Annotated in this window: 18 protein-coding genes; 10 read left to right on the top strand and 8 right to left on the bottom strand. The window is 70.1% G+C overall.

Annotated features, from left to right (window positions below; translation table 11 throughout):
* Nucleotides 1-9: 9 nt before the first annotated feature.
* Entirely contained in the window at nt 10-1,047 is a 1,038-nt protein-coding gene (hemE, locus tag BUB76_RS06215; protein ID WP_073127886.1) for a uroporphyrinogen decarboxylase, read from the bottom strand.
* A gap of 100 nt (nt 1,048-1,147) precedes the next feature.
* On the opposite strand from hemE, the gene hemC reads away from it, so the two are divergent.
* The 5 genes from hemC (at nt 1,148) to BUB76_RS06190 (ending at nt 4,793) form a co-directional block, all read left to right on the top strand.
* Nucleotides 1,148-2,092, top strand: a complete 945-nt coding sequence (hemC, locus tag BUB76_RS06210; RefSeq protein WP_073127885.1) for a hydroxymethylbilane synthase — start codon at nt 1,148-1,150, stop codon at nt 2,090-2,092.
* 141 nt (nt 2,093-2,233) lie between these two features.
* Nucleotides 2,234-2,944 carry an energy-coupling factor ABC transporter ATP-binding protein gene (locus BUB76_RS06205; protein WP_073127883.1) on the top strand — a complete coding sequence of 237 codons (711 nt, stop codon included), beginning with the start codon at nt 2,234-2,236 and terminating at the stop codon, nt 2,942-2,944.
* On the top strand, nt 2,944-3,570 hold the full coding sequence (locus BUB76_RS06200) for an energy-coupling factor transporter transmembrane component T family protein (protein ID WP_073127881.1): 627 nt from the start codon (nt 2,944-2,946) through the stop codon (nt 3,568-3,570). The genes BUB76_RS06205 and BUB76_RS06200 overlap by 1 nt, the downstream gene beginning before the upstream one ends.
* Complete coding sequence (locus BUB76_RS06195) at nt 3,560-4,105, top strand: biotin transporter BioY (protein WP_073127879.1); 546 nt, start codon at nt 3,560-3,562, stop codon at nt 4,103-4,105. Before BUB76_RS06200 ends, BUB76_RS06195 begins: the two co-directional genes overlap by 11 nt.
* 16 nt (nt 4,106-4,121) lie before the next feature.
* Entirely contained in the window at nt 4,122-4,793 is a 672-nt protein-coding gene (locus BUB76_RS06190) for a nitroreductase (protein ID WP_236737871.1), read from the top strand.
* Here BUB76_RS06190 and BUB76_RS06185 read toward each other — a convergent pair.
* Nucleotides 4,790-5,302 carry a CIA30 family protein gene (locus tag BUB76_RS06185; RefSeq protein ID WP_084140565.1) on the bottom strand — a complete coding sequence of 171 codons (513 nt, stop codon included), beginning with the start codon at nt 5,300-5,302 and terminating at the stop codon, nt 4,790-4,792. The genes BUB76_RS06190 and BUB76_RS06185 overlap by 4 nt on opposite strands.
* A gap of 99 nt (nt 5,303-5,401) precedes the next feature.
* Here BUB76_RS06185 and BUB76_RS06180 point away from each other — a divergent pair, with 99 nt between their 5' ends.
* Nucleotides 5,402-6,811, top strand: a complete 1,410-nt coding sequence (locus BUB76_RS06180) for an FAD-binding oxidoreductase (protein ID WP_073127876.1) — start codon at nt 5,402-5,404, stop codon at nt 6,809-6,811.
* 139 nt (nt 6,812-6,950) lie between these two features.
* Here the strand turns inward: BUB76_RS06180 and BUB76_RS06175 are convergent, their stop codons facing one another.
* The 3 genes from BUB76_RS06175 to BUB76_RS06165 are packed head-to-tail and all read right to left on the bottom strand — an operon-like array spanning nt 6,951 to nt 9,656.
* The gene (locus BUB76_RS06175; protein WP_073127874.1) at nt 6,951-7,952 is read right to left on the bottom strand and encodes a serine hydrolase domain-containing protein; all 1,002 of its coding nucleotides are present in this window, start codon (nt 7,950-7,952) and stop codon (nt 6,951-6,953) included.
* Between the two features lie 2 nt (nt 7,953-7,954).
* A complete protein-coding gene (locus BUB76_RS06170) occupies nt 7,955-8,941 on the bottom strand; it encodes an NAD(P)H-quinone oxidoreductase (protein ID WP_073127872.1) in 987 nt (328 codons plus the stop codon).
* 40 nt (nt 8,942-8,981) lie between these two features.
* The gene (locus BUB76_RS06165) at nt 8,982-9,656 is read right to left on the bottom strand and encodes a COQ9 family protein (RefSeq protein ID WP_073127870.1); all 675 of its coding nucleotides are present in this window, start codon (nt 9,654-9,656) and stop codon (nt 8,982-8,984) included.
* A gap of 130 nt (nt 9,657-9,786) precedes the next feature.
* On the opposite strand from BUB76_RS06165, the gene rpsU reads away from it, so the two are divergent.
* Nucleotides 9,787-9,993, top strand: coding sequence for a 30S ribosomal protein S21 (gene rpsU / locus BUB76_RS06160; RefSeq protein ID WP_007255353.1), 207 nt, complete (start codon nt 9,787-9,789; stop codon nt 9,991-9,993).
* A 91-nt stretch (nt 9,994-10,084) separates the two neighbouring features.
* Here the strand turns inward: rpsU and BUB76_RS06155 are convergent, their stop codons facing one another.
* Nucleotides 10,085-10,342, bottom strand: a complete 258-nt coding sequence (locus tag BUB76_RS06155; protein WP_139250794.1) for a hypothetical protein — start codon at nt 10,340-10,342, stop codon at nt 10,085-10,087.
* Between the two features lie 326 nt (nt 10,343-10,668).
* On the opposite strand from BUB76_RS06155, the gene lysA reads away from it, so the two are divergent.
* Nucleotides 10,669-11,934 (top strand): diaminopimelate decarboxylase, encoded by a 1,266-nt coding sequence (gene lysA, locus BUB76_RS06150; RefSeq protein WP_073127866.1) that lies wholly within the window; start codon nt 10,669-10,671, stop codon nt 11,932-11,934.
* 46 nt (nt 11,935-11,980) lie between these two features.
* Nucleotides 11,981-14,602, top strand: coding sequence for a DUF4175 domain-containing protein (locus BUB76_RS06145; protein ID WP_073127864.1), 2,622 nt, complete (start codon nt 11,981-11,983; stop codon nt 14,600-14,602).
* A gap of 313 nt (nt 14,603-14,915) precedes the next feature.
* Here the strand turns inward: BUB76_RS06145 and BUB76_RS06140 are convergent, their stop codons facing one another.
* Both BUB76_RS06140 and greA read right to left on the bottom strand, forming a co-directional pair.
* Complete coding sequence (locus BUB76_RS06140; protein WP_073127862.1) at nt 14,916-15,950, bottom strand: hypothetical protein; 1,035 nt, start codon at nt 15,948-15,950, stop codon at nt 14,916-14,918.
* Nucleotides 15,951-15,981: 31 nt separating this feature from the next.
* Entirely contained in the window at nt 15,982-16,452 is a 471-nt protein-coding gene (gene greA / locus BUB76_RS06135) for a transcription elongation factor GreA (protein ID WP_073127860.1), read from the bottom strand.
* Nucleotides 16,453-16,678: 226 nt separating this feature from the next.
* Here greA and BUB76_RS06130 point away from each other — a divergent pair, with 226 nt between their 5' ends.
* Nucleotides 16,679-18,331 (top strand): electron transfer flavoprotein-ubiquinone oxidoreductase, encoded by a 1,653-nt coding sequence (locus BUB76_RS06130; protein ID WP_073127858.1) that lies wholly within the window; start codon nt 16,679-16,681, stop codon nt 18,329-18,331.
* Nucleotides 18,332-18,341 lie beyond the last annotated feature (10 nt).

Here is an 18,341-nt window from a genome sequence, read left to right as displayed (position 1 = left end):
GAATATGACCTAGCCGCGCGTCTCGCGCAGGGTTTCCAGCATCAGCGCCACGTTGTCGGGATCCGCGTCCGGCGTGATCCCGTGGCCCAGGTTGAAGATATGCGGCCCGCCCGAGAACGCGTCGCGGATGCGCCGCACCTCGTCCACCAGGGCCTGCCCGCCCGTCACCATGTGCTCGGGGGCGAGATTGCCCTGGGTGCACACCTCGGGCTGCACGTGCGCCGCCGCCCACTCGGCGCTGACCGACTGGTCCAGCGCCACGCAATCGGCGCCCGTCGCGGGACCGAAGCCCTTGTAGGCCTCGCCCGCCTCGCGCGGGAAGACGATGACCGGCACGCCGGGATGCCGTGCCTTCAGCGCCGCGACGATGGCCTTGGCGGGTGTCAGCGCGAAATCGTCGAAATCGGCGCCCTTCAGCGACCCGGCCCAGCTGTCGAAGACCTTCACCACCTCGGCGCCCGCGTCGATCTGGGCCGACAGGTACTCGATCGTGGCGGCGGTGATCCGGTCGATCAGCGCCGTGAACGCCGCCCGGTCGCCGTCCTTGAAGGCATGGGCCGGCCCCTGGTCGGGTGTGCCGCGCCCGGCGACCATGTAGGTGGCCACCGTCCACGGCGCGCCCGCGAACCCGATCAGCGCCGTCTCGGCGGGCAGTTCGCGCGACAGGATGCGCACGGTCTCGTAGATCGGGTTCAGCGTTTCGTGGATCGCGTCCACGGGCTTCAGCGCGTCGACCTCGTCGCGCGTGGTGATGGTCGACAGGCGCGGCCCCTCGCCGGTGACGAACCACAGGTCGGCGCCCAGCGCCTGGGGCACCAGCAGTATATCGGCGAACAGGATCGCGGCGTCGAAGCCGAAGCGACGGATCGGCTGGAGCGTGACCTCGGCCGCCAGCTCGGGATTGTAGCACAGCGACAGGAAATCGCCCGCCTGCGCGCGGGTGGCGCGGTATTCGGGCAGGTAGCGGCCCGCCTGCCGCATCATCCACGCGGGCGGCACGTCCAGCGTCTCGCCCCCGAGCGCGCGCATCAGCAATTTTTCGGCCATGCCATCCCCCGTCATCTGCCCCGCTTGGGTCGGGGTGGAGTGTCAGAATGTCAAGACGGTTTCGGTTGTCAGCCCCGCCTGCCACGGCTACGCATGCCCCATGGATTTGCCCACACCCGACACCCCGATGAAGATCGGCACGCGCGGATCGCCCCTGGCGCTGGCCCAGGCGACCGAGACCCGCGCGCGCCTGGCCGACGCGTTCCGCCTGCCGTCGGAGGCGTTCACCATCGTGGTCATCAAGACCACCGGTGACCGCATCATCGACCGGCCCCTGAAGGAAATCGGCGGCAAGGGCCTGTTCACGCGCGAGATCGAGGACGACCTGCTGTCGGGCGCCATCGACATCGCGGTGCATTCCATGAAGGACATGCCGACGGTGCAGCCCGAGGGCCTGACGCTGGACACCTACCTGCCGCGCGAGGATCCGCGCGACGCCTTCATCTCGCTCTCGGGCGGGGCGCTTTCGGACCTGCCCGAGGGCGCGACCGTGGGCAGCTCGTCCCTGCGCCGCCGCGCGCAGCTTCTGAACCGCCGCCCCGACCTCAAGGTGGTCGAGTTCCGCGGCAACGTGCAGACCCGCCTGCGCAAGCTCGAGGACAAGGTCGCCGACGCCACCTTCCTGGCCGTGGCCGGCCTGAACCGCCTGGGCATGGAGGACGTGCCCCGCGCGCCCGTCCCCGAGGCCGAGATGCTGCCCGCCGTGGCCCAGGGCGCCATCGGGATCGAGCGGCGCGTCGACGACACCCGCGCGGCCGAGATGCTGGCCGCGATCCACCATATCGAGACCGGCCAGCGTCTGGCGGCCGAGCGCGCCTTCCTCGCCACGCTGGACGGCTCCTGCGAGACGCCCATCGCCGGGCTGGCCGAGCTCGACGGCGACCGCCTGACGCTCAGGGGCGAGATCCTGCGCACCGACGGGTCCGAGGCGCTGTCGGACAGCATCGAGGGCCCCATCGCCGAAGGCCCCGCCCTGGGCGACACGCTGGCCCGCCGCCTGCTGGAGCGCGCCGGCGACGGTTTCTTCGACTGGAAAACCGCCTGACCGCGCGCCCGCGCCCATCACTGGTCTTCAAATACCTCCGGGGGAGTCCGCGCCAGCGGACGGGGGTGGAACCCCCGCGCGCCCGACGGCTAGTGCAGCCGTGATCCGCATGGGATAGAAGCGGGCCGCGAAAGGATCGCCATGCCCGACACGCCGCTCATCGATATCGCCGATCTGGGCTACCGCATCGACGGGCGCGCCATTCTCGACGGCGTGTCGCTGACCGCGTCCGAGCGGCGGATCGGCATCGTGGGGCGCAACGGGTCGGGCAAGTCGACCCTTGGCCGCGCCATCTGCGGACTGATCCCGGTGACGGGGCGGGTCCGCATCGCCGGGATCGACGTCGCGCGCGACCGGCGCGGCGCGCTGGGGGCCGTGGGCCTTCTGTTCCAGAACCCCGAGCACCAGATCATCTTCCCCACCGTGGCGGAGGAACTCGACTTCGGGCTGGGCCAGATGGGATGGCCCAAGCCCGATCGCGCGCGGGCCGTGGCCGACATGCTGGCCCGCTTCGGCCGCGACGACTGGGCCGACCGCGCCACGCAGGACCTGTCGCACGGGCAGAAGCAGCTGGTGTGCCTCATGGCGATCCTGCTCATGGCGCCGCGGCTGATCGTGCTGGACGAGCCCTTCGCGGGCCTCGACATACCCACCGCGATGCAGCTGTCGCGGGTGCTGGACAGGCTGGATTGCGCGCTGGTCCAGATAAGCCACGCGCCGGCGGATCTGCGCGGCTACGATCGGGTCGTGTGGCTCGAACGGGGGCGCGTGGCCGAGGACGGCGCGCCCGACCGCGTGCTGGCCGCCTACGAGACGCGGATGCGCGCGCTCGGCGCCGGGGACGCGGCCTGATGCTGAGCCTGACGGCCCCGCACCGTACCCGCGCCCATGGCTGGCCCGCCGGGGCCAAGCTGGGGGCGCTGGCCTGCGCGACGATCCTTCTCTTCGCGCTGGACAGCCCGGCGGCGATGGCGGGGGCCTTCGCCGCCACGCTGGCGCTGTATCTCACCGGGGGAGTCACCTTCGCGCGGGCCGGGCTGCGACGGCTCTGGCCGCTCTGGCCCTTCGTGGCGATCCTGCTGGCCTGGCACGGGATCGACGGCAACCCTGCCCTGGGCGCATTGCTGGCGTTGCGGCTGGTGACGGCGGTGGCGCTGGCGACGCTGGTCACCATGACCACGCCCCTGTCGGACATGGTCGCGCTGGTGCAGTGGCTGGCGACGCCGCTGCGCCGGATGGGTCTGAACACCCGCCCGGCGGCGCTGGCCCTTGCGCTGGTCTTGCGTTTCGTGCCGTCATTGACCATGGCTGCGGGGCGGCTGCGCCAAAGCTGGCGCGCCCGCTCGGCACGCAAGGGCCCGTCCTGGCGCATCCTCGGCCCGCTGGCCGTGCACGCGCTGGACGATGCGGAGCAGGTGGCCCTGGCGCTGCGCGCCCGGGGCGGATTGATCGAAGGAACGACGAGCGATGGAACGTAACCTGACCATGGTGGCGATGTTCGCCGCGCTGATCGCCGTGCTGGGGCTGATCCCGCCGATCACGCTGGCCTTCGGCGTGCCGATCACCGCGCAGTCGCTGGGCGTGATGCTGGCCGGCACCGTGCTGGGCGCAAAGCGCGGCGGGCTGGCGGCGCTGCTGTTTCTTGGCCTGACGCTGCTGGGCCTGCCGCTTTTGTCGGGCGGGCGCGGCGGGCTGGGCGTGCTGGCCTCGCCCACCGTGGGCTTCGCGCTGGGCTTCCCCGTGGCGGCCTTCGCCACCGGGTTCATCACCGAGCGCCTGTCGCGCCTGCCCGTGGGCCTGGCCGCCGGTGCGGGCGCCATCCTGGGCGGCATCGGCGTGCTTTACCTGTGCGGGATCACCGGCATGTCGCTGGTGCTGGGACGCAGCTGGGGCGAGGCCGCGCTGCTGGTCACGGCCTTCATCCCGGGCGACCTGATCAAGGCGGTGCTGGCCGGAATGCTGACGCTGATGCTGTATCGCGCGCGGCCCCGGTCGGTGCTGTCGCGGGCCTGAGCTGCCCGTGACGCGCGTGGCCGAGCTCCTGGCGCGGCGCCGGTCGGTCCGCGCCTTCCGCGGCACCCCTGTGCCGCGCGCCGAGATCGAGGCCATCCTTACCGCGGCGCGGCAAGCGCCCTCGGGCGCCAACCTGCAGCCGGGGCGCTTCATCGCGCTGACCGGCGCCCCGCTGGCCGCCCTGACCGACGCGCTGACCGGCGCCGCCGCCGCGGGCCGGCCGCACGTGTCGCAATACAGCTATTTCCCAGATGACATGACGCCCGACCTGAAGGAACGCCAGCGCGCGGCGGGCTACGCCCTTTACGAGGCGCTGGGCATCGCCCGGCGGGACGTGGCGGGCCGCCGCGCGCAATTCGCCCGCAACTACCGCTTCTTCGACGCGCCGGTGGGCATCGTCGTGACCATCCGCGCCGACATGGGCAAGGGATGCTTCATGGACCTGGGCCTGTCGATGATGGCGCTGATGCTGGCGGCCGAGGACAGGGGGCTTGCCACCTCGGGGATCGGCGCGCTGGCCAATCACGGGGACGTGGCGGCGGAACAGCTGGGCCTGCCCGGGGGCGAGATCGTGGTCTGCGGTATCGCGCTGGGCCATGCCGACCCGGACGCCCCGGTCAACGCGGTCCGGACCGAACGCCTGCCGCTGGCGGAATACGCCGACCTGCGCGGCTTCGACGAAAGCTAGTAGAACGCCAGCCGCGCCACGGCGAGGTCCACCTGCATGCGCCGACCGATGGCCACGATGCCGATGCGCCGGAGCGTGGCCGCGTCGAAAGGCGCGTCGATCCGGTGGGCGGTGACATCGGCGAAGGGCAGCCTGTGGGTGGCCCAGTCGGGGCCCGCGTGGAAGGTCAGGCGATAGCTTTGCCACGGCCGCGCGACCGCCTCGGTGCGCAGGTGGATGTTGTAGTCGCTGCCGGTGCCGCGCGCGGTCACCTCGATCCCCTCGAAACCGGAGGCATCGATCGCGCCGCCATCGGGCGAAAGGTCCAGCGCCATCTGCAGGAAGCCGCCGTCATTCTCGAGGCTGACCTGCCCGGTCATGTGCCGGGCGCGGCGGCCCGAGACCTCGTGCGTGGTCAGCGCGCCCTCGGACACGCCGCCCATGACCCGGTCCGAGATCAGCTCCCACTCCGTATCGGTCTCGGCGGCGGTGCCGCTTGCGTCGTCGATCAGCTTGCCGTGCAGCGCCATGGTCGCTCCTTTCGCCCTGCCCCTCAGATGGCCGCGCGGCGGGGATGGTCAAGCGCCGGGGCTTGCGCCAGAAAGGGCGCGGATCAGGGAGGACCAACCATGGATGTGATCGCCGAGCTGCGCGACATAGTGGGCGACGCGCATGTGCTGACCGGCGCTGACGCGGCGCCCTTCGCCCGCGACTGGACCGGCGCCTACGAGGGCGAGCCGCTGGCCGCCGTGCGCCCGGGCTCGACCGAGGAGGTCGCGGCGGTGGTGAAGCTCGCGGGTCGGGCGGGCGTGCCGGTGGTGCCCGTTGCGGGCAATACCGGCCTGATGGGGGGCACCCACGCGCCGGGACGCATCGCGCTGAGCCTTGAACGGATGAACCGCATCCGCGAGGTACGCGCGCCGTCGCGGCTGGCCGTGGTCGAGGCGGGCGTGGTTCTGAGCCAGCTGCACGAGGCGGTCGAGGCCGAGGACCTGGTGTTTCCGCTGACGTTCGGCGCGCGTGGATCGGCGCGGATCGGCGGTGTGCTGGGCACCAATGCGGGCGGGTCGAACGTGCTGCGGTACGGCAATACCCGCGCGCTGTGCCTGGGGCTGGAGGTCGTCCTGCCCTCGGGCGAGGTGATGGACCTGATGACCGAGCTGGTGAAGGACAACTCGGGCTACGACCTGCGCGACCTGTTCATCGGCGCGGAGGGCACGCTGGGCATCATCACCGCCGCCGTGGTGCGGCTGTTCCCGAAACCCGCCGCCTATGCCACCGCCATGGTCTCGGTGCCCGATCTCGACGCGGGACTTCAGCTGCTGAACGAACTGCAGACCGCCACCGGCGGCGCGGTCGAGGCGTTCGAATACATGCCGAAGACCTACATCGACGCCCATATCGCGCATGATCCGAAGGCCAAGCGGCCCTTCGACGACGAGTACGAGCACAACATCATGGTCGAGATCGGCGCCACTGCCCCGCGCGACGCCGAGGTCGCGGCGGACGGCACGGTGCCGGTGCAATCCTACCTGGAGGAGGTGCTGGCCGAGCGCATCGAGAGCGGCCAGGTGCTGGACGCCATGGTGGCGCGGTCCGAGGCGCAGCGGCGCGAGATCTGGGCCCGGCGCGAGATCGCGGGCGAGCTGACCGTCGCGGGCGGGCCCGGCGTCATCACCGACGTGTCGGTGCCGCTGGACGCCGTGGCCCGGTTCCTCGACCGCGCGGACGACGCCATCGCCAAGGCCGACCCGGCCGCCCGCAGCATGGTCGTGTCGCACCTGGGCGACGGCAACATCCACCTGACGATCTGGCCGTCGGACCATTCCGAGGCGGCCCACGACGCAATGATGGAACTGGTCGAGGATATCGTCGCCGACCTGGGCGGCTCGTTCTCGGCAGAGCACGGCATCGGCCTGGGCAAGCAGGGCTCCATGCGCCGGCGCAAGGATCCCGCCGCGCTGGCCGTGATGCGGCAGATCAAGGCGGCGCTGGACCCCGGCGGGATCATGAACCCGGGCAAGGTCCTTCCGGCCTGAGGGGGTCGGGGGCGCTGCCCCCGTCCGCTGCGCGGACTCCCCCGGAGGTATTTGAAGACCAGTGATGCAGGGCGGGCGCCCGAGAATGCGTGCGCACGGCGACACCCTGTGGGCGGTGCCGCCGCAGGGCCGCAGCGTGTCAGGCGCTGGCGGCGATCTGCATGGCGTCGCGCAGCAGGGTCATCAGCTCGCCGAAATAGCCCTGGGACCGGGCGGGCTGGTTCGGGTCGGACGTGATCGCCACCACGAGGTCCAGCGACGGGGCCACGCAGATGACCTGTCCGCCGTAGCCGCGCGCGAGGGCGAAATCGGCGCCCGCCTCCTGCCCCAGGAACCACCCGAGGCCGTAGCCGAGGCCGGACCAGGGCGAGCGCGTGCGCGGCCGGTGGGATTGGACCACGTAGTCGGCGCCGATGACCTGCTCGCCGTCCCAAGTGCCGTCGCGGGCGTAGAGCTGCCCGAAGCGGATCATGCCGCGCGGGCTGAGCGCCATCTGGTTGCCGCCCATGTAGCGGCCCTGGGGATCGCGGGTCCAGGGCGGGATCTGGATGTTCAGCGGGGCGCCCAGCCGCTGCCGCGCCTGCTCGAGGAGCGAGAGGCCAGAAACCTCGGACAGCACCGCGCCGAGCACGTGGGTCGAGCCGGTGGAATAGAGCATCCGCCCGCCGGGATCGGCCACGAAGTCCCGGGACAGCGCGTCGGAAACCCAGTTGGACGACGCGATCCAGCCGCCGTAATTGCCGCCCGATGTCCGCTCCAGCCCCGCCTGCATCGAGAGCAGGTTCTCGACCGTGATCTCGCGGACGCGCGGATCGGCCCCGTTCGGGATCAGCCGCGGCGCCACGTCGCCGAGCGTGGCGTCGAGCGCCGGAAGCTCGCCCCGGTCGAGCGCCACGCCGGCCAGCGCCGACACGATGGTCTTGGACACCGATTTCACGTTCACCGGCGTGTCGAGCGACGGGCCGGCGAAGACCCGTTCGACCAGCGGCGTGCCGCCGCGCGAGACGATCATCGACCGGATCTGCGAAAATTCTGCTGCGCGGTCCGACAGTTCGGACCAGCGCGCCTCGGCGCTCCAGCCCGGACGTGCGGCGCCCAGCGCGGCGAGGCCGCCCAGAACGGTGCGGCGGGACAGGGACATGCTCATTGGCCTGCGACCTCCAGGACGATCTTGCCCATGTGTTCCGAGCTTTCCATGAGCGCGTGCGCCGCCGCCGCCTCGGCCAGTGGATAGGTGCTGTGGATGACCGGGCCGACCTTGCCGGAGGACAGCAGCGGCCAGACATGCTGGCGCAGCGCATCGGCGATGGAGGCCTTGGCCGCGTCGCTTTGCGGGCGCAGGGTCGAGCCCGTGATGGTCAGCCGCCGCACCATGAGCGGCGCGAAGTTGATTTCGGCCTTGGGGCCGCCCAGGAAGGCGATCTGCACCAGCCGCCCGTCCTCGGCCAGCGCCTTGAGGTTGCGCGCGATGTAGTCGCCGCCCACCATGTCGAGGATCACGTCGGCCCCGCCCGCGTCGCGCAGGACGGCGACGAAATCCTCGTCGCGGTAATTGATGGCGCGGTCGGCGCCCAGGTCAGTGCAGAAGGCGCATTTCTCGTCCGAGCCTGCGGTGGTGAAGACCCGCGCGCCGAAGGCCTTGGCCAGCTGGATCGCGACGCTGCCGATGCCGGACGAGCCGCCATGGACCAGCAGCCGCTCGCCCCCTTGCAGGCGCCCGCGGTCGAAGACGTTGGTCCAGACGGTGAAGAAGGTTTCGGGCAGGCAGGCGGCCTGTTTCAGGTCCATTCCGTCGGGGACGGGCAGGCAATGCGCGCCGGGGGTGGTGACGTATTCGGCGTAGCCGCCGCCGGGCAGCAGCGCGCAGACCCGGTCGCCCACGTTCCAGCCCGCGCCGTCGCCCACCGCGACGATCTCGCCCGCGCATTCGAGCCCCGGAAGGTCGCTGGCGCCGGGCGGCGGGTCGTAGGCGCCCGCCCGTTGCAGCGCGTCGGGGCGGTTCACCCCGGCGAAGGCCACGCGGATCAGCACGTCGCCCGCCTTTGGCTCGGGCACGGAGCGGCGCGCCTCGGTCAGCACCTCGGGGCCGCCGGGTTGCGAAATCTCGATCACCCGCATCTGGTCGGTCATGGACAGTCCTCGTTCGTGGTCAGGTGGGGCCGCGCGCGGCTCAGCCGTCGGTCCAGCGGCCGGGATAGCCCGACATGTCGCCCGGCGCGCGGACTTTTGAGGCCAGCCAGTTGGGGCCGGCGAACAGCGTGCGCGTCAGCGGATTGGCGTTCACGGCCGACTTGACCTTCTCGATGCGCATCACGTCGTCGATGCGGCGGTCGAGGAAGGCCCAGGTATCCTGCGCGCCGAGCGAATCGTTGCCCAGCCAGTAGAGCACCGTGCTGCCGTAGACGCCCGACAGCGTGGCGCGCTTGGTGTACCAGTTGATGTCGTCCGAGCTGTCGCCGAGTTCCCGCCAGATCCGGTCCGCGGTGGCCCACAAGGCCTTCGTGCCGTCGGCGGCGTGCTGCGGCAGGGCGAAGAGCGTTGTGCCGCGGCGCACGGCCTCCTTGTCGTCGATCACCTCGATCCTGAGCCGCACGGCGCGGGCCACCCGGTCGCGAAAGCGCATGTCCTCGAGCGGCTCGTCCCGCAGGGCGGCGGCCATCTGGTCGTCGCCGCGCTTGTGGAAGGCCAGCGCCATGTCGACCGCGCCGCGCGGAAACAGCGCCCGCGCCTGTTCCAGCGGCACCTCGGCGTCGCGGGCGGCGGCGCGCAGCGTGGTCTCGGACCAGCCGTCGAAAGGCACGTGCATCATGGCGGCGTCGAGCAGGGCGTCCTTGGTATCGGTCATGCGGGGTCCTTTGGTCACGGGTCGGCGCGCGGCGGCGCGTGTTGTTGCTGGACAATCTAAGCTTTGCCTGCTAAATCGCCAGCCTCCTGCAATTGTTCGAAACTCTAGCTAGAAAGGTGGTGAAAACCACATGCAGGTCAGCGTTCGTGACAACAACGTCGATCAGGCGTTGCGTGCCCTGAAGAAGAAGCTCCAGCGTGAGGGTGTCTTTCGCGAGATGAAGCTCAAGCAGCATTTCGAGAAGCCCTCGGAGAAGAAGGCGCGCGAGAAGGCCGAGGCCATCCGCCGTCAGCGCAAGCTGGCGCGTAAGAAGGCCCAGCGCGAGGGGCTGCTGTAAGCACCCGTCGTCGCCTGACAAACGCTCGAACCCCCGAATTCGCGTTCGGGGGTTTTTCTTTGCCTGGCTGGTTTTCGGCGGGCCGCCCGCCTCAGCGTGCGCAGGGGCTGGCTTCGGAGGGGATGACGTAGTGCTTGGCCCGGTGATCGGGTGCCAGTTGCACGTAGCCCTTCTCCAGCAGCGACCGGAGCGAGCGGTGGAACGTCGCGTGGGACACCGAGGACAGCAGGTCCGAGGACTTCGCGGCCTCGCTTGACACCGGTCCCTTCTCAGCCCCCGCGTACTGGAACGCGCACAGCACGTCGCGTTCGTTGCGGGTCATGTCGTGCAGCCCGAGTGAGCCCTCCATCTCGTGGAGGGCGACCCGTAATTCGGCCAGTTCCGCCAATCCGGCAGTGTCGGTCATCGTAAAACATCCTCGTGGTACTTCCAAAAAGTCGCACCCGGCGGGAAAGGTTCCGCCGGAACCAGTACCCATCGGACCGGAGGACCATGGGTCCGGCGAAAAATCGCGCGGATATGCGCGTGGGCGGATACGCGGCGACGGCGGCCCGCCGCGGGGTGCCGTGCCCGCGGGTGGCAGCCCCGAGGCGGTGCGGGGCTTGTGCCGTGGCGTCGCGCGGCTTACTGGCTCCATCGCACGCAGGAACCCTCAGCAACGCGGGGAACGGACCCATGGACCATTTTCTGTATCGTGACGGACGCCTCATGGCCGAAGACGTCGATCTGGCCCAGATCGCGTCCGAGGTCGGCACGCCGTTCTACTGCTACTCGGCTGCGACCCTGACCCGCCATTTCCGCCTGTTCGACGAGGCGCTGGCGGGCATGGACCACCTGGTGTGCTTCGCCATGAAATCGCTGTCGAACGTGGCCGTGCTGAAACTGCTGGGCGACCTGGGCGCGGGCGTCGATGTGGTGTCGGGCGGGGAATACGCCCGCGCCCGCGCCGCGGGCATCCCGGGCGAGCGGATCGTGTTCTCGGGCGTGGGCAAGACCCGCGAGGAGATGGCGCAGGCGCTGGAGGGCGGTATCCGCCAGTTCAACGTGGAATCCGAGCCCGAGCTGCTGGCCCTGTCCGAGGTCGCCTCCGGGATGGGCGCCACAGCCCCGATCACCCTGCGCGTGAACCCCGACGTGGACGCGCAGACGCACGAGAAGATCGCCACCGGCCGGAAAGAGGACAAGTTCGGCATCCCCATCGCCCGCGCGCGCGAGATCTATGCCGAGGCGGCGCGCCTGCCCGGTATCAAGGTCATCGGCATCGACGTGCATATCGGCAGCCAGCTGACCTCGCTCGCGCCGTTCGAGGCCGCCTATGGCAAGGTGGCCGACCTGACGCGGCAATTGCGCGCGGACGGGCACGAGATCTCGCGCCTCGACCTCGGCGGCGGGCTGGGCATCCCCTATACGCGCGACAACCTCGCCCCGCCCCTGCCCAGCGATTACGGCGACCTGATCCGCCGCACCGTGGGCGACCTGGGCTGCGAGATCGAGATCGAGCCGGGGCGCCTGATCTCGGGCAACGCGGGGATCCTCGTGTCGCGGGTGATCTACGTGAAGGAGGGCGAAGATCGCACCTTCCTGATTCTCGACGCCGCGATGAACGACCTGCTGCGCCCGGCCATGTACGGCGCGCATCACGATATCGTGCCCCTGGTCGAGCCCGCGCCGGGCGTCGAGTACGCGCCGATGGATATCGTCGGGCCGGTCTGCGAAAGCGGCGACACCTTCGCCAAGACGCGGTCGATGCCGCCGCTCAAGGCCGGCGACCTGGTCGCTTTTCGCAGCGCGGGCGCCTATGGCGCGGTCATGGCGTCGGAATACAACTCGCGCCCGCTGGTGCCCGAGGTGCTGGTTCACGGCGATCACAGCGCCGTCATTCGCCCCCGCCCGACGTTTGACGATATGATCGCACGGGATATCATTCCTCAATGGCTCTGACGGTGGCATCCTCCGCCGTCGGCGCCGCCTGCCGTCGCGGAGTTTCATGCAACCTTCGACACGCCTGCCCGAGATCGCCCGCCGCGGATTGCGGCGACCGCTGACCCTCACCCGCGCCGGCCTGCTGGCCGAGCGGATGGCGCGCGCCTTCTGGCCGTTGTGGTCCATCTGCCTTGCGGTGCTGGCCGCGCTGATGCTGGGGGTGCAGGACGCCCTGCCGCTGGAGCTGGTTTGGGGCCTTGCGCTCGTCGCCGGGCTGGGGGCGCTGGTCGCGCTTGTCCTCGGGCTCCGTCGCTTCCGCTGGCCCAGCGAGACCGACGCCCTGGTGCGGCTGGACGAATCGCTGCCCGGCCGGCCGATCACCGCGCTGTCGGACGCGCAGGCCATCGGCGGAACCGATGCCGCCTCGCGCGCCATATGGGAGGCGCACCTGGCCCGCATGGCCGACCGCATCCGCGCCGCACGCGCGGTGGAGCCCGACCTGCGCATCGCCGCGCGCGACCCGTTCGCGCTGCGCTACGTCGCGCTGCTGGCCTTCGCCGTGGCGCTGCTGTTCGGGTCCTTCCTGCGGGTGGGCAGCGTGGCGCAGATGGGGCCGGGCGGCCCCGCCATGGCCTCGGGGCCCAGCTGGGAAGGCTGGATCGAGCCGCCGGCCTATACCGGCCTGCCGTCGCTTTACCTGGCCGACCTCCCCGACGGGCCGATCACGGTGCCCGAGGGCGCGGATGTCACCCTGCGCCTTTACGGCGCCGCGGGGGACCTGACGGTGTCGGAAACCGTGTCGGCGGCCATCGGCGACGCGGGCAGCGCCGCCGCCCCGGTCCAGAGCTTCCGCGTCATGCAGCCGGGCGAGATCGCCATCGACGGCCCGGGCGGCCGCAGCTTCGACGTGGAGCTGTCCCCCGACGCCCCGCCAGCGATCGAGGTCACCGGCACGCCCGAGCGTGGCGAATCGGGTGAATTCCGCCAGCCCTTCGCGGCCAGCGACGATTACGGCGTGACCGGCGGCCAGGTCGAGATCACGCTGGACATGGATGCGATCGACCGCCGCTACGGCCTTGCCACCGACCCCGACCCGCGCGACCCGCTGGTCGTGAACCTGCCCCTGCCCATCAGCGGCGACCGCTCCGAATTCACGGGCACCCTGATCGAGAATTTCAGCGAACACCCCTGGGCGAACCTGCCCGTGACGCTGCGCTATGTCGTGTCGGACGAGTTGGGACAGGAGGGCGGCACCGGTGCTGTCTCGGCCGATCTTGCCGGCCTGCGCTATTTCGACCCCATGGCCAAGGCCGTGATCGAACAGCGCCGCGACCTTCTGTGGGCGCGCGACAATGCCCGCCGGGTGGCCCAGATCCTGCGCGCCGTGTCGTGGCGCCCCGAAGAGGCGTTCCGCGACCAGAGCCTCTACCTGCGGCTGCGGGTGGTGATCCGGCGCCTCGAATCCGGCATCGCCGACGGGCCCCTGTCGGTCGAGCGGCAGGAAGAAATCGCGGCCGAGCTGTGGGACATCGCGCAGGAGCTGGAATACGGCGACCTGGCCGACGCGCTGGAACGCCTGCGCCGCGCGCAGGAGCGCCTGTCCGAGGCCATCGAGAACGGCGCGGACGAGGCCGAGATCGCCGAGCTGATGCAGGAGCTGCGCGAGGCGACTCAGGATTACATCCGCCAGCTGGCCGAGCAGAGCCAGGGCCAGGAACAGCAGCAGGCCCAGGGCGACAGCCAGCAGATCACCGGCAACCAGATCCAGGAGATGATGGACCGCATCCAGGAACTGATGGAGCAGGGCCGCATGGCCGGGGCGCAGCAGCTTCTGGAACAGCTGAACCGCATGATGGAGAACATGCAGGTGACCCAGGGCGGCCAGGGCGAACCCAGCCCCGGCGAGCAGGCCATGCAGGACATGCAGCAGGCCCTGCGCGACCAGCAGGAGCTGAGCGACGAAGCCTTCCGCGACCTGCAGGAACAGTTCGGCCAGCAAGGCCAGCAGCAGGGTCAGCAGGGGCAACAGGGTCAGCAGGGTCAGCAGCCGGGCCAGCAACCGGGGCAGCAGGGTCAGGGCCAGCAAGGCCAACAGGGCCAGCAGCCCGGCCAGGGGCAGCAGCAAGGCCAGCAGCAGGGCCAGGGCGGCCAGCAGGGTCAGAACGGCCAGCAGGGGATGGGCGACTCGCTTGCCCAGCGTCAGCAGGCCCTGCGCGACGAACTGCGGCGCCAGGAGGGCAACCTGCCCGGCGCGGGCACCGAGGCCGGCGAGGCCGCGCGCGACGCGCTGGACCGTGCGGGCCGCGCCATGGACGGCGCCGAGGAAGCCCTGCGCGAGCGCGACTATTCCCGCGCGCTGGACGACCAGTCCGAAGCCATGGAAGCCCTGCGCGAAGGCATGCGGTCGCTGGGCGAAGCCCTGGCCGAGAACCAGCAGCAACAGCAGCAGGGCCAGGGACAGGGTCAAGCCACCGCCGAGGGCGACCCCAGCGGCCGATCACGCGACCCGCTGGGCCGCGAGGCGGGGCAGAATGGGCAGATGGGCTCGGAAGAGCAGATGCTGGGCCAAGAAGATGTCTATCGCCGGGCCGAGGAGCTGCTGGACGAGATCCGCCGCCGCTCGGGCGAGCAGGCCCGGCCCGAGGCCGAGCGCGACTACCTGCGCCGCCTGCTGGACCGGTTCTGAGGCCAAGCCTTTCGACCCGTGGCAGGGCCGAGCGTCGGCTTTGCCCGCTTGCCGCTATTTGCTGAAAGCAGTGAAACGAGCACCTCACATATCGCCGCGAAGGGTGCCACGTGACGTCTGTTCCCCGCCGGGCACCGATGGCCTGATCGCAGCCCTTGCGCCGGGCAGGTCAGCCACCTTTCGGGAAATTGCCCTATGCCGTGGTCCTCGGTCCGCGGATCGGTCGCGGCCGAGCCCTCGGGCGGCATGGCGGGAGCGGCCATTCAGACAGAAGCGGGTGCGGAGAAGATCGAACCTTCGGCCCGCCCGCAGTTCAGCCCTGGAAGATACCGGTCGCGCGGCCGAGCAGCATGAAGGCGCGGGCCGAGCGGGTGTCGGTCAGCGCGGCGATCTGCGCGTCGCTGGCCTCGGGCGCGATCTCGGCGAAGCGGTGGTCGAACAGCCGCAGGAAATGGTGCATCGCGTCGCGGTAGATCGTGTCGCTGCGCATGCGCGAGATGCAGATGGCCAGCGCCTCTTCGTCGCGGATCCCGCCCAGGGGGGCGACTTCGCCACCCCGCAGACCATCGGCGAAGGCGCGCCACAGCTCGACCCGCGCGCGGTCGGGCGGCATGTCGTCCATGTAAAGCCCGTCTTGGCTGAGCAGGGTCAGAACGTCCTGCGCCGCCGTCACCAGCTGGGCCGCCCGGTGGTCCTGCAACGCGGCGCGCATGGCGTCGAACCCGGCCTGGTCATCGGCGTCCGACGGAAATTCCAGTGCGCGGATTAGGGTGTCGAGCGACAGCGGACCGCCCCCCCGCTCGGGCGCGGGCGCCAGGCCGAGGTCTGGCGCGTCGGGATCGGTCTCGCCCGGCACGGGCCCCGGCACCGTCACGGCAGCATCCTCGGACGGCACCGGTGGGGGGCTGGGGGCCGTTGCCTGCTGTGCCATGGTGTCGATCGCACCGGCCCGGTCGCTCAGCCAGATTTCGATGTCCTCGATCCGGCTGGACAGTTCGGCCAGTCGCGCCTCGATGGGCGACAGGTCGACGCTCGGCGGCTCGGGCAGGGCTTGCCGACGCCCGGCGGAAATGGCGTGGCGCAGCGCCAGCGCGCGTCCGTCGCTGCGCGCGCTCTGGACTGCCAGCGCGGTCGCAACGAGGATCAGGGCCAGCGGCAGAACCAGCGCCATGACCACGAGGATCGCGGCCAGCATGCCCGAGGTTTCACCGTCGCTGCGGCCGATCAGCACGAAGAAGATCGCGCACAGGATCGACCAGCCCAGCGCCGCGCCGCCGCCGATCTTCTGCACGCGACCGATGCGGTCGGCGGCATCCTGCGGGAAGTTCAGGCCCGAATCGTCGGACATGGCACCGCGCCCCTTTCGCGAAAGCGTCGGCTCAGCGGTAGACCACGCTGAGGATTTCGTAGGATTTCTCGCCGCCGGGCGTGCGCACCTCGACGCTGTCGCCCTCTTCCTTGCCGATCAGGGCACGGGCCAGCGGCGACTTGATGTTCAGCTTGCCGGCTTCGAGATTGGCCTCGGGTTCACCCACGATCTGGTAGGTCTTCTCCTCGTCGGTGTCCTCGTCCACAAGGGTGACGTGGGCGCCGAACTTGATCGAGCCCGAAAGCTTCGACGTGTCGATCACGTCGGCCAGCGACAGGATGCCCTCGATCTCCTTGATGCGGCCCTCGATGAACGACTGTTTTTCCTTGGCCGAATGGTATTCGGCGTTCTCGGACAGGTCGCCATGCTCGCGCGCCTCGGAGATCGCGCGGATGATGGCCGGGCGCTCTTCGCTTTTCAGATGCTTCAATTCGGCGTTCAGGGCCGCTTGGCCATCGCGGGTCAGTGCAATCTTTTCCATCGGGATCGCTCGTCTTTGGGTATCGATGTGACGTGGGGGTCTTCCCCCTGTTAATTCAAGCGGGCCGGGCAAAGTCAAGCAACGGGGCCGGAACGCGCGTTCGCGCGGGCCATCCCGGGCCTTTCGACGCCACGTCGCGGGCCGGGCGCAACGCAGTGTCACAATTGACCCCCGGTCGCCCCCCCTTATACCAAGCCAAGAACCGGAATTTCCGTGAGGAGCCCCCATGTCCGAGATCACGCGCGAAGCGATGGAATACGATGTCGTCATCGTCGGCGCCGGCCCCGCCGGCCTGTCGGCGGCGATCCGCCTGAAACAGCTCGACCCCGAACGGTCGGTCGTGGTGCTGGAAAAAGGCTCCGAGGTCGGCGCGCATATCCTGTCGGGGGCCGTGCTGGACCCGGTGGGCCTGGACGCGCTGATCCCCGACTGGAAGGACAAGGGCGCGCCGCTGAAGACGGCGGTGAAGTCCGACAAGTTCTTCTACATGGGCGAGTCGGGCAAGGTGGGCATCCCCACCGGCCTGATGCCGCCGCTGATGAACAACCACGGCAACTACATCGTCTCGATGGGCAATGTCTGCCGCTGGATGGCCGAACAGGCCGAGGAGCTGGGCGTCGAGATCTTCCCGGGCATGGCCTGTTCCGAGCTGGTCTATGCCGAGGACGGATCGGTGAAGGGCGTCGTGGCCGGCGAATTCGGCATCTCGCCCGACGGCACCAAGGGCGACGGGTACGAGCCGGGGATGGAGCTGCACGGCAAGTACGTGCTGCTGGGCGAAGGCGTGCGCGGGTCGCTGTCGAAGCAGGTGATCGAGAAGTTCGCGCTCGATTCCGGCTCGGACGTGCAGAAATACGGGCTCGGCATGAAAGAGCTGTGGGAAATCGACCCCGAGAAGCACAAGGAAGGCTCGGTCGTGCACACCATGGGCTGGCCCTTGGGCAAGACCGCGGGCGGCGGGTCCTTCATCTATCACCTGGACAACAACCAGGTCTACGTGGGCTTCGTCGTGCACCTGGGCTACGAGAACCCGCACGTGAACCCCTACCTGGCGTTCCAGCAGTTCAAGCACCATCCCTACGTGAAAGAGCTGCTGACCGGCGGCAAGCGCATCAGCTACGGCGCGCGGGCGATCACCGAGGGCGGATACCAGTCGCTGCCCAAGACGGCCTTCCCGGGCGGCGCCCTGCTGGGCTGCGCGGCGGGGATGGTCAACGTCCCGCGCATCAAGGGCAACCACAACGCCATGCTGTCGGGCAAGGCGGCGGCCGAGGCGGCGCATGCCGCGCTCGAAGCGGGCCGGGCGTCCGATACGCTGGAAACCTACGACACCGAAGTGCGCGAGGGCGCGATCGGCAAGGACCTGAAGAAGGTGCGCAACGTCAAGCCGCTGTGGTCGAAATACGGCCTGACCGCGTCGCTGGCCGTGGGCGGCTTCGACATGTGGTGCAACACGGCCGGATTCTCGCTTCTCGGCACGCTGAAGCACGGCAAGACCGACGCGGCGGCCACCCAGCCCGCGTCCAGGCACAAGCCGATCGATTATCCCAAGCCCGACGGCAAGATCAGCTTCGACCGGCTGACCAACGTGAGCTTCGCCAACACCAACCACGACGAAAACCAGCCCGCGCACCTGAAGCTGAAGGACGCGGCGGTCCCCGTCGAGGTGAACCTGCCCAAGTATGCGGGCCCCTCGCAGCGGTATTGCCCGGCGGGCGTGTACGAGTTCGTGAAGGACGACAAGACCGGCGAGGACCGGTTCGTCATCAACTTCCAGAACTGCGTCCACTGCAAGACCTGCGACATCAAGGATCCGCACCAGAACATCGTCTGGACCACGCCGCAGGGTGGCGACGGGCCGAATTACCCGAACATGTGAGCGGGCGTCG

The organism is Palleronia salina (assembly GCF_900141995.1).
Taxonomy (GTDB): Bacteria; Pseudomonadota; Alphaproteobacteria; order Rhodobacterales; family Rhodobacteraceae; genus Palleronia; species Palleronia salina.
This window is presented reverse-complemented; position numbering and strand designations above follow the sequence as displayed.

What these genes read in the sequence shown, in the direction of transcription:
- BUB76_RS06145 (WP_073127864.1), top strand. Translation starts at nt 11,981, where the DNA reads ATGCAACCTTCGACACGCCTGCCCGAGATCGCCCGCCGCGGATTGCGG.
- hemC (WP_073127885.1), top strand. Translation starts at nt 1,148, where the DNA reads ATGGATTTGCCCACACCCGACACCCCGATGAAGATCGGCACGCGCGGA.
- BUB76_RS06155 (WP_139250794.1), bottom strand. Translation starts at nt 10,342, where the DNA reads ATGGAGGGCTCACTCGGGCTGCACGACATGACCCGCAACGAACGCGAC.
- hemE (WP_073127886.1), bottom strand. Translation starts at nt 1,047, where the DNA reads ATGGCCGAAAAATTGCTGATGCGCGCGCTCGGGGGCGAGACGCTGGAC.
- BUB76_RS06130 (WP_073127858.1), top strand. Translation starts at nt 16,679, where the DNA reads ATGTCCGAGATCACGCGCGAAGCGATGGAATACGATGTCGTCATCGTC.
- lysA (WP_073127866.1), top strand. Translation starts at nt 10,669, where the DNA reads ATGGACCATTTTCTGTATCGTGACGGACGCCTCATGGCCGAAGACGTC.
- greA (WP_073127860.1), bottom strand. Translation starts at nt 16,452, where the DNA reads ATGGAAAAGATTGCACTGACCCGCGATGGCCAAGCGGCCCTGAACGCC.
- BUB76_RS06195 (WP_073127879.1), top strand. Translation starts at nt 3,560, where the DNA reads ATGGAACGTAACCTGACCATGGTGGCGATGTTCGCCGCGCTGATCGCC.
- BUB76_RS06165 (WP_073127870.1), bottom strand. Translation starts at nt 9,656, where the DNA reads ATGACCGATACCAAGGACGCCCTGCTCGACGCCGCCATGATGCACGTG.
- BUB76_RS06170 (WP_073127872.1), bottom strand. Translation starts at nt 8,941, where the DNA reads ATGACCGACCAGATGCGGGTGATCGAGATTTCGCAACCCGGCGGCCCC.
- BUB76_RS06140 (WP_073127862.1), bottom strand. Translation starts at nt 15,950, where the DNA reads ATGTCCGACGATTCGGGCCTGAACTTCCCGCAGGATGCCGCCGACCGC.
- BUB76_RS06175 (WP_073127874.1), bottom strand. Translation starts at nt 7,952, where the DNA reads ATGTCCCTGTCCCGCCGCACCGTTCTGGGCGGCCTCGCCGCGCTGGGC.
- BUB76_RS06205 (WP_073127883.1), top strand. Translation starts at nt 2,234, where the DNA reads ATGCCCGACACGCCGCTCATCGATATCGCCGATCTGGGCTACCGCATC.
- BUB76_RS06185 (WP_084140565.1), bottom strand. Translation starts at nt 5,302, where the DNA reads ATGGCGCTGCACGGCAAGCTGATCGACGACGCAAGCGGCACCGCCGCC.
- BUB76_RS06200 (WP_073127881.1), top strand. Translation starts at nt 2,944, where the DNA reads ATGCTGAGCCTGACGGCCCCGCACCGTACCCGCGCCCATGGCTGGCCC.
- rpsU (WP_007255353.1), top strand. Translation starts at nt 9,787, where the DNA reads ATGCAGGTCAGCGTTCGTGACAACAACGTCGATCAGGCGTTGCGTGCC.
- BUB76_RS06180 (WP_073127876.1), top strand. Translation starts at nt 5,402, where the DNA reads ATGGATGTGATCGCCGAGCTGCGCGACATAGTGGGCGACGCGCATGTG.